Consider the following 12,333-nt stretch of genomic DNA (forward strand, 5'->3'; position numbering starts at 1 on the left):
TGAGGTCAGACGCGGGCGCGTCTGGGTCGGGTGCGTTCGAGGTCTTCCGAGATCGGAATGAACTCCTGATCATCACCGGGCGGCAGGTGGAAGGCGCCGTTCGCCCAGTCGGCAGTTTTCCATTCGCGTGTAGCGGTTTCTATCTTCTCCTTCGAGGAGGAGACGAAGTTCCACCAGATGTAGCGATCTTCGTTCAAGGTCGCGCCGCCCAGCAGCAACAGCCGCGCACCCAGTGGTCCGGCCTTCACGGACAGGTGATCGCCGGGGCGGAAGACCATCATGCGACCCGCCTCAAAGCTGTCGCCTGCGATCTCGACCGAGCCTGTGGTGACATAGACACCGCGATCCTCGTGATTGTCGGGCAGCGGGAAGGAGGCACCCGGTTCGAGCTGGACGTCGAGATAAAAGGTCTCGGACAGCATGGTGACCGGGCTGGTTTCGCCATAGGCGGAACCAAGGATCAGGCGGGCGCTGACGCCTGCATCCTGAATATGGGGCAACGCGCCCTGTTTGTGGTGTTCGAAATCGGGGGCCATATCTTCGTGAGTTTCGGGCAGGGCGATCCAAGTCTGGATGCCAAACAGGCTGTGTTTCTTGCCGCGTGTTTGGTCACTGGTACGTTCGGAATGGGTCACACCACGCCCAGCGACCATCCAGTTGACCTCGCCGGGATAGATCATCTGATGCGTGCCGAGACTGTCGCGGTGTTCAAACTCGCCCTGATATAAATAGGTCACGGTACCCAGTCCGATATGGGGATGCGGCCGTACGTCAATACCGCCTTCGGTGATGAATTCGGCCGGACCCATTTGGTCGAAGAAGATGAAGGGGCCGACCAGTTGCCGTTTGACCGAGGGTAGCGCGCGGCGCACCTCGAACCCGCCCAGATCACGGGCACGGGGGATGATCAGGCTGTCCAGCGCCGGGTTCTCGGACCGGCAGTCGGGTGTATGGGTCGGATTCCAGCTCATTCTCGCTCTCCCTTAGGTCAGGATCTGGCTTGGGCTTCAATATGTTTGATAATGTGGAATATAGTATGATTTATTGTCGGGCATAGCGCATGAGTGCACATATACAGTGCACGATGGGCGGAAACGGCGGCAACGCTCACGTGACGGTGATGAAATGACCCGATCTTCAGACCAGCTTAACTCGGCTTTCGCAACAAACGTGCTAGATTGAGTATCAGGCCAGACAACATGCCCGTTATCGAAAGGAGCCCTCTCGATGTCGCACGTTCTTCTTACCCGCCGCAGCGCGTTGGTTACGGCGGGCTGTTTTGCAGCGCTAGGCACGGCCGGGCTGACCACGCCCGCGCGGGCGCAGGGCGTTGCACCGACCCCGTCCATGCGGGGCGGATCGAACAACTATCGCCCCGGCGCCCCTATTGTGCAGCGCATCGGCGGCGGAGGTTTCTGGATGACCGGCACCGTGCGCCGCGCAGGCGACGGAGCCCCCTTGCCCGGCCAGCGTATCCAGATCTGGGCGCATACGACCGAAGGGCACGAGCGCGACCAGCGCAGCCATGGGGCGACGCTGACGGATGCGAACGGTGAATTTCGGCTTGAGATGCCACAAATCGTGCCCGCCTTTGGCCAACCGCACGGGCATCTCGCCTATGACAGCGGCGAATTTGAGACGGTTTTCCTACGCCCGGTGATGTCGAGCGCGAAGGATAAAACGCTTGCCGCGCATTTCGTCTTGCAGCCTGCCTGATACGTGTTGAGGCGCATACTGATCTGGGCAGCGTTGATTGTCGCCCTTCTGGTGCCGGTTATCGCGGCAGCATTCAGCCCTTATCTGGCGTGGCGCGAGCCGATCTACATCCTAGCCGGGTTTGCGGGCATCGTCGGGATGTGCCTTCTGCTGATGCAACCCTTGCTGGCCGGACGATGGTTGCCTGGGCTTTCACCTGTGCGCAGCCGCTTATGGCACAAGCGGTGCGGTCTGGCCCTTGTCGCAGCGATCGTAATCCATGTGGGCGGTTTGTGGATCACGAGCCCGCCGGATGTCGTGGACGCGCTTCTATTCGTATCAGCCACACCCTTTTCCGTCTGGGGTGTGATCGCGATGTGGACGGGTTTTGCTGCAGCAACAATGGGTGTTTTGCGGCTACGCCTGAACCTGCGATTTCGGCTCTGGCGTCTGGGTCACGCCGGACTGGCAGTGGTGACCATACTGGGCAGTGTCGTACACGCCCTGATGATTGAGGGCACAATGGAGATCATGACCAAGATCGCATTGTGTGTGCTGGTAGTTCTGGCGTGCGTCGCTACGCTCGCCAGACTACGGGTCTGGGATGTGACCCGACGCGTTTAGTCATCCCATACGCATGCCGGGGCCGCGTCAGGCTGATAGGCGTTTGGCATAGGTCGCGCGATCTATTTCAACATCCCGCACGGTGATGCTGCCGACCGTGGGCGCAGACGCAGCCAGAACATTCAGAATGATCGCGTTCAACTCGGCGCGCGTTGCCTCATCACGGCCCTGCAGCAACAAGAGCGTGGCATGAATGAACGTCTGCGGTTCGGTCCCGATGCGGAAATACGGAAACGAGGTGGCACGGATTTTGAGTGTTGGGGCATCGAATTCTTCATGCGCGGCGAGCTCGGAATAGAGCTGCTCACAGATGGCTTGAAAATCATGAGTTTTTTCGAGCCCGGCAGAGAATTCCAGAGTGATGTGTGGCATTGGTTGCTCCGAGATTTAAGAGAGCCATCTATGGCTCTCCCAGATTGCTGTCGGCCTCAGACGCCCAGACACCAGCGCATCACGGCTTTTTGCGCATGCAGGCGGTTTTCGGCCTCGTCAAAGATCACCGAGTTCGGGCCGTCCATGACCTCGGATGTGGCCTCTTCTTCGCGGTGCGCAGGCAGGCAGTGCATGAACAACGCATCTGGCTTGGCATGCGACATCAGCTCGGCGTTGACCTGATAGGGCCGCAGCATGTTGTGGCGGCGCTCCTTCGCGGATTGGGAATCGTGCATCGAGACCCAGGTGTCGGCGACTACAAGGTCGGCCCCTTCAACAGCTTTGTGCGGGTCCCGTTCGATCACGATTTTCGAGCCCTTCTGGCGTGCAAGCCCCATGAATTCTTCTTCCGGGTCCAGCTGCGCCGGGCCAGTGAATGTCAGGTCGAAACCGAATTGACCGGCGGCATGCAGAAATGAAGCGCAGACATTGTTGCCATCGCCGGTCCAGACGACCTTTTTTCCTGCGATGGGGCCGCGATGCTCTTCATAGGTCAGCACATCGGCCATGATTTGGCAGGGATGTGTGCGATCGGTCAGACCATTGATGACGGGAACGTCCGAGTATTCGGACATCTCGGTCAGGATGGTTTCATCAAAGGTTCGGATCATGATCATGTCGACATAGCGCGACAGGACCCGGGCGGTGTCGGCGATGGTCTCGCCATGGCCCAGCTGCATGTCCTTGCCGGACAGCACCATGGTCTGCCCGCCCATTTGGCGCACGCCAACATCGAAGGACACGCGGGTCCGCGTTGATGGCTTTTCAAAGATCAGCGCAACCATGCGGCCTGCCAGAGGCTGCTCGTCGTCGGGGGCGGCTTTGGGACGCCCATGGCGCGCCTGTTTCATCGCGCTGGCCTGATCGATCATGTTCCGCAGATCACCTGCGTCAGTTTTGTGGATATCAAGGAAGTGGTTCATTTTAATTCACTTTTCAATCAGGCGAGTTCAGGCCGAAGCCATTGCGTTTTCGACTTGTGCCGCAGTTTTCTCGAGGCGGATCAGGGCTTGTGCGATGTCATCCTCGGTGAGGGTCAGCGGCGGCAGCAGGCGGATCACGTTATCTGCGGCGGGGACCGTTATGACCTCGTTGTCATAGCCAGCGTTGACCACGTCGATATTGGCGGGTTTGCATTTCAGGCCTAGCATCAAGCCTGAGCCGCGCACCTCCTCGAATACTTCGGGGTGGTCCGCGATCAGGCCTTCGAGCTTCTGACGCAGCAGGCCCGCCTTGCGATTCACACCTTCGAGGAAGGCCGGAGTGGCGACCTGATCGATCACCGCGCAGCCTACAGCGCAGCCCAAGGGGTTGCCGCCATAGGTCGAGCCGTGGGTGCCTGCCGTCATGCCGCTGGCGGCCTCTTCGGTGGCCAGAACCGCACCCAGAGGAAAGCCGCCGCCAATGCCTTTGGCGACCATCATGATATCCGGCGTGATGCCGGCCCATTCATGGGCAAAGAGTTTGCCGGTCCGCCCAACGCCGCATTGGACCTCATCGAGGATCAGCAAAAGGCCGTTATCATCGCAAATCTGGCGCAAGGCTTTCAGCTCTGCATCCGGAACGGGGCGGATGCCGCCTTCGCCCTGAACCGGTTCGATCAGGATGGCTGCCGTGGTGTCGGTGATGGCGTTGGTGACGCCGTCGAGGTCTCCGAATGTCAGATGCACAAAGCCGGGAAGCAGCGGTCCAAAGCCTTTGGTCATCTTCTCGGACCCGGCGGCGGCGATACCCGCCGATGACCGGCCATGGAATGAGCCGTCGAAAGTGATGATCTCGACCTTCTCGGGCTGACCTTTGTCATAAAAATACTTGCGGGCCATTTTGACGGCCAATTCGCAGGATTCGGTGCCCGAATTGGTGAAGAACACCGTATCGGCAAAGGTGTGTTCCACCAGCTTGTCCGCCAGTGCCTGCTGTTGCGGGATGTTATAGAGGTTTGAAACATGCCACAGCGCATGCGCCTGTTCCGTCAGGGCCGCCACCAGCGCCGGATGCGCATGACCCAGCGCGTTTACCGCTATGCCCGCGCCCAGATCCAGAAAACGTCGGCCATCCGCCTCGGTCAGCCAGGCGCCTTCGCCCTTCACGAATGTCAGGGGCGCGCGGTTATAGGTCGGCAGAACGGACGGGATCATCGGATCATCCTTTTCGAATAGCTTGAGCCCTGTGAGTGATACACTGGGGCCATGGTCGTCAACTGATTTGGTGGGGTTTGCGCGGATTTGGACAGCGCAAATGGATCAAACGGGCCGATTATGCGGTCAGGCGTCGGCGTCGGAGGCGCAGGATATGTGCGGTATTGATCATGTGAGGCCGTATAGCGGGGTGCACCGGGTCTGAAAACCCCGTTTTTGCGATCGGGGCAAAAATCATTCTGAGACTGGGATTTACCGCTTGTCATTTACCCGACGCTGGCGCACGGCTGAACCATGACACCGATACGTCAGAATCCTGCCCTTGCGGCCCTGCTGATCCTTGCGGCCAGCGCCCTTCTCGCAGGGACCACATTGCTGGCGAAAGCACTGGGGACGGATGTGCTTGGCCCCGCCCTGCATCCGATGCAGATCAGCCATGGACGGTTTCTGTTTGCCTTTCTGGTAATCGTGACAGCCGTCGGCATCATGCGCCCCCGCCTGAGCCGCCCGCATTGGGGTCTGCATATCGGACGGACAAGCTTCGGCTGGCTAGGGATCACGCTGATGTTTGCATCCGTTGCTTTCATACCGATTGCGGATGCGACGGCGATCTCGTTCCTGAACCCGGTCTTTGCCATGATGTTGGCGATCCCGCTGCTGAAAGAAGGTGTCGGCCCGTGGCGCTGGTTGGCCGCCATCGTGGCCTTGATCGGTGCTTTGGTTCTGTTGCGTCCAACGCCCGCTAGCTTTCAACCCGCTGCATTACTGGCCCTGACCGCAGCAGTAATAATTGGGATGGAACTGATCTTTATCAAAAAGCTCTCGGGCCGAGAAATACCGATCCAGATTCTGCTGATCAACAATGCGATGGGTCTGACCATTGCGACAGTCGCGGTAAGTTTCGTTTTCCAGATGCCGACGCCTCAGCAATGGGCGGCGCTGGCCTCGATTGGTGTGCTAATGGCCTGTGCGCAGGCTTGTTTCGTCAACGGAATGGCGCGGGCGGATGCCTCTTTTGTGGCTCCGATCAGCTACGCTACGCTGATCTTCGCTGCCGTCTACGATTTCGCGGTATTCAAGGTGATACCGGATGGGATCAGCCTGATCGGCTCGGCCATCATCCTGACCGGAGGTCTGATTCTGGTCTGGCGCGAGGCGATACACCGTCAGGCCTTGAGCCGGTAGCCGGTGCGCAACATCTGCCAGGTCAATCCTCCAACCAACAATGTCGCGCTGGCGCAGATCGCCATGCCCAACCAAGGAGAGCTGTCGGACACGCCGATCATCCCATAGCGCAACCCGTCAATCAGATAGAAGACCGGGTTCGCATGGCTTAGCCGATTGAGCACTGGCGGTAGCGCCTGCACAGAATAGAAAGTGCCGGACAAGAAAGCCAAAGGCGTGACGATGAAGTTGGTGATCGCCGCCATCTGGTCAAACTTGTTGGCAAAAATCCCGGCAAAAAGCCCAAGCGCGCCCATGAACGCGCCACCTAAAACCACGAATATCAGTGCGATCAGCGGGTTCTGCGGCACGATGCCCAGAACCAACGCCAGAGCGATTGCGACAACAAGGGCGATCAGGATTCCGCGGGCGATGCCTCCGGCCAGATAACCCAACAGGATTTCCAGCGGCGATAGCGGCGGCATCAGCGTATCGACGATATTGCCCTGAACCTTGGCGATCACCATCGATGACGATGTATTGGCAAAGGCGTTCTGAATCACGGTCATCATCATGATGCCCGGTGCCAGAAAGGTCAGAAACGGCACCCCCATCACATCCGGTCGGCTGGGACCAATGGCAATGTTGAAGATCAGCAGGAACAGGCCTGCCGTCACCAGCGGTGCCAGCAGGGTCTGCGTCCACACGGCCAGAAAGCGCAGGGTTTCGCGCTGCGCCAGTGTATAGAGGCCCATCCAATTCACCGCGCCAAAGCGGCGTGCGTCGTGATCCATGAGATTATGCATGCTCTGCCCCATACCTGATTCGAAGACCGCTTGTAACTCGGGCCGCAGTGTTTAGAATAGGGCGCTGAGATGATTTCCCAAGGCGGCCCGAATCCGGGGCCGCTTTCCGCTTTTGAAAGGCAAATGATGTCCTGGACTGACGAGCGTGTAGAGCTGCTGAAAAAGATGTGGGGCGAGGGCCAGTCGGCCAGCCAGATCGCCAAGGAACTGGGCGGCGTGACCCGCAATGCGGTGATCGGCAAGGTGCACCGTCTGGGTCTGTCGAATCGCGCCACCGGTGCAAGCCCGGCAAAGGCCGAGCCTAAGGAAAAACCGGCCCCCGCGCCCAAGGCCGAGGCCAAACCGAAACCGACACCCAAGACTGAACCGGCCCGTCCGGTGCCAGCCCCCGAGGCCAAACCGGTCACCCCGGCCCGTCGCCAGATCATACCCGCCGGCCAGCCGCTGCCTCCGCAACCGTCGGCCAATGAGATCAGCCCCGAGGCTTTGGCCAAGGTCAACGAGATTGAAAAGAAGGCCAAGAAGCTGTCTTTGATGGAGCTGACCGAAAAGACCTGCAAATGGCCTGTCGGCGACCCCGCGACCGAGGATTTCTGGTTCTGCGGCCTGCCCGTCGAGGCAGGCAAACCCTATTGCGAAGCGCATGTGGGCGTGGCGTTCCAGCCAATGAGCTCGCGCCGCGACCGTCGGCGGTGATTGAGAACACAAGAACCTAAATCATTACTATAGAACGTGAAAAGGGCGCAGGCGTTTCGCCACGCCTCTTACCGGAAGCGCTGCATAGTCGGGCTCGACACAAGGCGTAACGAGCTCTTGCAAAGAAAACACCCTCGCTGAAAACTGCGAGGGTGTTTTAGACTGGAACGCCGGCTGTGCGGGACAAACCGGCCGATTTATGCGCACAGCGCGTTCAACGTGTATTGACGACAGGCGGATTTTTGCAACGGCCCAGACAGTAGTGAACTCCCTCGGCCGCGCCAGAAGCAAGCTTTTCAGGCACAATTGGTCCCGGGAACATCATGTCGACACAGGCATCTGGATTGGACCTAAAGTAATCCCTAATGCGCCGAGGACCACCCGAGGCTTTCGTATAAGCCGTCCATTCAATAGGGTCCTTGGCTTCTTTCTCGTTGGCTTCCCAGTAATTAACGATTTCGATATTTGCACCATGCGCATATAGTTTGCGGTCAAACCCGTCTGCCATTCCTTTCGAAACTTCGAGGCCGGTGGCCTTCGCCGCATCTGGGAACACGTTGTCCTCGTTGGTTAAGTCCTTTTCATCGACCGTCGCGGAGGTGGCCTCGATATGGAAATATTGGTATCGGACCTTCTCATTGTCGTTCTGAGGATTGGCTATGATTGTACGCATGATCACGCATAGGCGCAAATTGCCATCTTTGTAGTGATAGCCCGGAATATTCGCATGGAGGCATTCATCTAGGATCTGACCCTTTACCTTTACATCCCATTTGTTTTGTGTGTTTCTACCTCCTTGCGCGGTTCGAAGAAGAGCTCTGCCGGTGATACCGGACAAACTATCTTTGAACGCACGGCCGCCAAAAAAAATACTCCCGCGGCGCTTAGCACAATTCGCGATGTTCTCTCTCGCGCCACAGTTCATTACAGTTTTGAATTGCTGATCCGTCAGATCGCGTACCGACACCATTTTGGGATTTCCGGCCCCAAGTCCGCCAACCATGAATTTCTGATCTGGTACATTTTTGAAATCGATTGATCTGGTTGTCTTCGGGGGCTTTACCGTTGGTGTACAAGCGCCTAGGAGAATTGCAGCAGAAATGGTCGCGGTCATGATCGAAAGGAATTTTCGCACCTTTGGCTCCAAATAATTGTATCCAATGTGGCACAATAACATGGAAATGGCGCGCAAACGAAGTTTTTCTTGGAAAGCGCGAATGGCGCAAAAGGGCTCGAACCTGACATTGTAGTGTCGGTGATCTTGGAACCGCTGGTATATGATTAGCCTTTCACTGCGCTGGATGTGACGGCAAATCCGGCATCGGCACCCAGCCGGGCAGCTCATCCGGTGAGACCGAGACATGCAGCTTCTCTGACCGGTCACGTCCCACTTTGCGATGCTTGCGCAGCAGGAAGATCTTTCCCCAGCCGCGCCATGTGCCAACCGAGCGGGCGTGGGGGTCGGTGGGGAAACGGTCGCGCCAACCTTCGGGCAGGGGCAGGCCGTGCAACTCGGCCTTGTCCAGCATCCAGATCAACGAGATGTTGCTGAGGGGGCGGGCCTCTTCGAACCCGTTTAACTGGCCGCCAACATCGCCGTGGGTGCCGCGGAACCAAACCTGCTCGATATGGCCTTTGAAGTCAGGCGTGCATTTCCACAGCACCGGCTCGAACACCTCGCGGGTCTCGTCCAGCGCCATGGCGTGATAGCCGTGGCGGGTGGCCGGGCCAAGCTGGTGGTTGTGGAAGGCATGGCGTTCCTCGGCCCAGCGCCACAGCAGCGGCAGGCGCAGGCCCAGCGCCTTGACCGTGTCCCAGACGCCGACCATCTCGATGGCGACATCCTCGTGACAGAACTCCCGACGAAAGACCGCCGCCGCTTCGCCATTGGCGTTACATTCATAGTGTCGATAGGCCTGTTTGATGTTGCGGACGGTGGCGTGTTCGGCCTTGAGCAACCCGATAGCATCGATCACGCCTGCAAGGCTGCGGACCCCGTATGCGCCGCGTGAATAGCCGATGAAAAAGATCTTATCACCGGGTTTGTAACGCGAAGCCAAATAACCATAGGCCCGCCGAATCTGACGGTTGATACCCCGCCCCATCATCACGTCCATAGTCGACTTCCAGCTTTCCCACTGCACGCCGGATTCGTAGAAAACCGAAACCTGGCTGCCCATCTCGCAGCACAGGCGCAGGGTCTGGCCCGCGTGGGTTTCCCGCCCTGCTTCCAGAGTCGACATGGTGCCGTCAAGAATGATGACATGGCTGACAGGTTCGCGGTGGCGCGTTTCGGCCGAGTGCTCGGACCGCAGAGGCCGTCCGAGCCATCCCAGTACCTTTCTACTCAGCCGCGACAGAACCATGCGTCAACAATTCCCAAACTTTGTGAGGTGTGAAAGGCATATCCGCCTGCCGCACCCCGTGATCCCAGAGCGCATCCTGTACCGCGTTCGCCACTGCGGCCAGTGCGCCCACGGTGCCTGCCTCGCCACAGCCTTTCATCCCCATCGGGTTGGCGGTTGACGGAACCGGCGCCGAGGTAAACTCTATCATGGGTATCTCAGCAGCGCGGGGCAAGGCGTAGTCCATGAACGAAGCCGTGAGCAGTTGCCCCTCGGCATCATGAACAACATGCTCGGTCAGTGCTTGGCCGATACCCTGAACCACGCCGCCATGTACCTGCCCCTCGGCCAGCATCGGGTTGATAAGATTGCCGAAATCATCCACCACCGTGTAGCGGTCGACCCATGTTTCACCAGTGAAAGAATCGATAACGACTTCGGCAACATGTGCACCATTGGGATAGCTGCGTGCATCTAGCGTGGCGCGGGCTTCGTGCTGCAACAGATCGGTGCGCCCGTCTGCGCGCGCCATCTCGGCCGCCTCGGTCAGCGTGGGGGTCAGGTTGGACCCCGGCGCGCGGAAGGTTTCATGGTCGAAGGTCACATCGCTTTCCTCGACCCCCATCTTATCCGCAAGATAGGGCGTGAATGCGGCGATCATCGTATCAACTGCGACCAGTGTTGCGTTGCTTTGGGTCGTTACCGAGCGTGATCCGCCGGTTCCGCCGCCCTGCGCCAGCCTGTCCGTGTCGCCTTGCACAACATTGATCAGGTGCGAAGGAATCCCTGTCTGGTCCGAAAGGAACTGGGCGTAGACGGTCTCGTGCCCTTGCCCATTGGACTGAGTGCCGACATAGAGGTTCACCGTTCTGTCCTCGCAAAACTCGATCTTCGCGCCTTCGGAAGGGTCTCCCAAAATACTTTCGATATAGTAACAAAGCCCCTGACCCCGGATCAGGCCGTTTTCCGCATCCGCCGCCTTGCGGGCCTCGAAGCCCGTAGTCTGTTCGGCGGCGCGGCTGAGGACCATGTTGAACTCACCCACATCATAGGTTTCGCCGGTTGCGGTCTTATAGGGGAAAGCTTCGGGTCGGATGAAATTCTTGCGCCGCAACTCCCACGGATCAATCCCCAACTCACGCGCAGCACGGTCCATGACGCGTTCCAGCACATAGATCGCCTCGGGTCGCCCGGCACCGCGATAGGCGTCGACCTGCGTGGTGTTGGTGAAGAATCCTTCGACCCGCAAGTAGGTGGTCTGAACATCGTAGACACCCATCAAAACCTTACTGAACAGGCTGGTCTGGATCGCCTGCGCGAAATGGCTGTTATAGGCACCAAGGTTGATCTTGCTGTGAACCCGATAGGCGGTGATCTTGTGATCGGCATCAAAGGCAAGTTCCGCCAGCGACGTCAGGTCACGGCCGTGGTGATCTGACAACATCGCTTCGGACCGGTCCGACATCCAGTGCACGGGCTGGCCCAGTTTCATGGCAGCAACAGCAACGGTGAAATATTCGGGGTAAGGCATCGCCTTCATACCAAATCCGCCGCCGACATCTGGCGTAGTAACACGGATCGCCTCGGGGTCCAGTTTCAGCTTTTGTGCCAGTTGCGCTTTCATCCCCCAGACACCCTGCCCGCCATATGAGAAATGCATACGGCCACCCGACCAATCGGCCTGACAGCCACGCGGTTCGATCGAGCTCACGATGACCCGGTTGTCATGCACGTTCAGCGCGACGGTGCGCGCCGCTGCATGAAAGGCGGCATTGGTCGCCTTCTCATCACCCAAGCCCCAGTCAAAGGCGCGGTTGTCGGGGGCTTGTGGATGCAAAGGTTCCCCACCCGCAGCGACATCCGTCTTGACCGGCAGGTCCTCGGTTTCCATCCAGATCAATTCGGCTGCATCGCGGGCCTGTAACAACGAGTCGGCAATGACGACCGCAACGGGTTCTCCGACGAAACGCACGCGGTCCTTGGCCAGCATGTTCCGCTCGGACGCAGCGCCTTGACTGCCGTCGCGGTTGGCGACTGTAGTCGCGTTCATCACCGTATCGATCCCGGCAGCAGTCAGATCTTCCAGCGTCATGACCAAGCGCACCCCATCCGCTGTACGTGCATCTTCAAGGTCCAGCGACGTGATCGTGGCATGCGCCACCGGGCTGCGAAAGAATGCTGCGAACAGCGCATTCTCGGGCACAGAATCGTCCATGTATTGCCCCTGCCCGGTCAGAAACCGCTGGTCCTCGGTTCGTTTGACGGGCTGGCTTTTGCCGAATTTTTCCATGGGATGATCCTCTGGCTGCCTGAATGCGCGACCCTAGCGTGAAGCAGGACCTTGTCCAGTGGCTGAGAAAATTAACTCCGCACGGTCTGAAAGCGACATTCATGTCTGGAAACAGCGTTGCGCGCCGATCTGGGCCGCGCCTA

Annotated in this window: 12 protein-coding genes; 4 read left to right on the forward strand and 8 right to left on the reverse strand. The window is 58.8% G+C overall.

Features of this window, described 5'->3' with window-relative positions; genetic code table 11:
* Nucleotides 1-5: 5 nt before the first annotated feature.
* Nucleotides 6-971, reverse strand: coding sequence for a pirin family protein (locus ACR0AU_RS15825; protein WP_170424227.1), 966 nt, complete (start codon nt 969-971; stop codon nt 6-8).
* Nucleotides 972-1,227: 256 nt separating this feature from the next.
* Here ACR0AU_RS15825 and ACR0AU_RS15830 point away from each other — a divergent pair, with 256 nt between their 5' ends.
* Together ACR0AU_RS15830 and ACR0AU_RS15835 are read left to right on the forward strand one after the other, a co-directional pair.
* Nucleotides 1,228-1,716 carry a peptidase associated/transthyretin-like domain-containing protein gene (locus ACR0AU_RS15830; RefSeq protein WP_170397223.1) on the forward strand — a complete coding sequence of 163 codons (489 nt, stop codon included), beginning with the start codon at nt 1,228-1,230 and terminating at the stop codon, nt 1,714-1,716.
* A 6-nt stretch (nt 1,717-1,722) separates the two neighbouring features.
* Nucleotides 1,723-2,319 carry a ferric reductase-like transmembrane domain-containing protein gene (locus tag ACR0AU_RS15835; protein WP_480795932.1) on the forward strand — a complete coding sequence of 199 codons (597 nt, stop codon included), beginning with the start codon at nt 1,723-1,725 and terminating at the stop codon, nt 2,317-2,319.
* A 27-nt stretch (nt 2,320-2,346) separates the two neighbouring features.
* Here ACR0AU_RS15835 and ACR0AU_RS15840 read toward each other — a convergent pair whose 3' ends face one another.
* From ACR0AU_RS15840 to ACR0AU_RS15850, 3 genes are read right to left on the reverse strand one after another with little or no spacing between them, the layout of a single operon-like run.
* Nucleotides 2,347-2,691, reverse strand: a complete 345-nt coding sequence (locus tag ACR0AU_RS15840; RefSeq protein WP_170397231.1) for a tautomerase family protein — start codon at nt 2,689-2,691, stop codon at nt 2,347-2,349.
* 56 nt (nt 2,692-2,747) lie between these two features.
* Nucleotides 2,748-3,674 (reverse strand): ornithine carbamoyltransferase, encoded by a 927-nt coding sequence (gene argF / locus ACR0AU_RS15845; RefSeq protein WP_170564776.1) that lies wholly within the window; start codon nt 3,672-3,674, stop codon nt 2,748-2,750.
* Nucleotides 3,675-3,701: 27 nt separating this feature from the next.
* Complete coding sequence (locus ACR0AU_RS15850) at nt 3,702-4,889, reverse strand: aspartate aminotransferase family protein (RefSeq protein ID WP_170404221.1); 1,188 nt, start codon at nt 4,887-4,889, stop codon at nt 3,702-3,704.
* Nucleotides 4,890-5,183: 294 nt separating this feature from the next.
* On the opposite strand from ACR0AU_RS15850, the gene ACR0AU_RS15855 reads away from it, so the two are divergent.
* On the forward strand, nt 5,184-6,074 hold the full coding sequence (locus ACR0AU_RS15855) for a DMT family transporter (RefSeq protein ID WP_170424239.1): 891 nt from the start codon (nt 5,184-5,186) through the stop codon (nt 6,072-6,074).
* Here the strand turns inward: ACR0AU_RS15855 and ACR0AU_RS15860 are convergent.
* A complete protein-coding gene (locus ACR0AU_RS15860; protein ID WP_170397238.1) occupies nt 6,056-6,859 on the reverse strand; it encodes an ABC transporter permease in 804 nt (267 codons plus the stop codon). The genes ACR0AU_RS15855 and ACR0AU_RS15860 overlap by 19 nt on opposite strands.
* Nucleotides 6,860-6,985: 126 nt before the next feature.
* Here ACR0AU_RS15860 and ACR0AU_RS15865 point away from each other — a divergent pair, with 126 nt between their 5' ends.
* Complete coding sequence (locus tag ACR0AU_RS15865) at nt 6,986-7,555, forward strand: GcrA family cell cycle regulator (RefSeq protein ID WP_170397240.1); 570 nt, start codon at nt 6,986-6,988, stop codon at nt 7,553-7,555.
* 214 nt (nt 7,556-7,769) lie between these two features.
* Here ACR0AU_RS15865 and ACR0AU_RS15870 read toward each other — a convergent pair whose 3' ends face one another.
* The 3 genes from ACR0AU_RS15870 to ACR0AU_RS15880 all read right to left on the reverse strand — a co-directional run bounded on the left by ACR0AU_RS15870 (nt 7,770) and on the right by ACR0AU_RS15880 (nt 12,190).
* The gene (locus tag ACR0AU_RS15870) at nt 7,770-8,690 is read right to left on the reverse strand and encodes a hypothetical protein (RefSeq protein WP_170776362.1); all 921 of its coding nucleotides are present in this window, start codon (nt 8,688-8,690) and stop codon (nt 7,770-7,772) included.
* Nucleotides 8,691-8,844: 154 nt separating this feature from the next.
* Nucleotides 8,845-9,921, reverse strand: coding sequence for a T6SS phospholipase effector Tle1-like catalytic domain-containing protein (locus tag ACR0AU_RS15875; RefSeq protein ID WP_170733240.1), 1,077 nt, complete (start codon nt 9,919-9,921; stop codon nt 8,845-8,847).
* On the reverse strand, nt 9,899-12,190 hold the full coding sequence (locus ACR0AU_RS15880) for a xanthine dehydrogenase family protein molybdopterin-binding subunit (RefSeq protein ID WP_480795933.1): 2,292 nt from the start codon (nt 12,188-12,190) through the stop codon (nt 9,899-9,901). The genes ACR0AU_RS15875 and ACR0AU_RS15880 overlap by 23 nt, the downstream gene beginning before the upstream one ends.
* Nucleotides 12,191-12,333: the final 143 nt, after the last annotated feature.

This window comes from Ruegeria sp. CG1 (assembly GCF_056537265.1).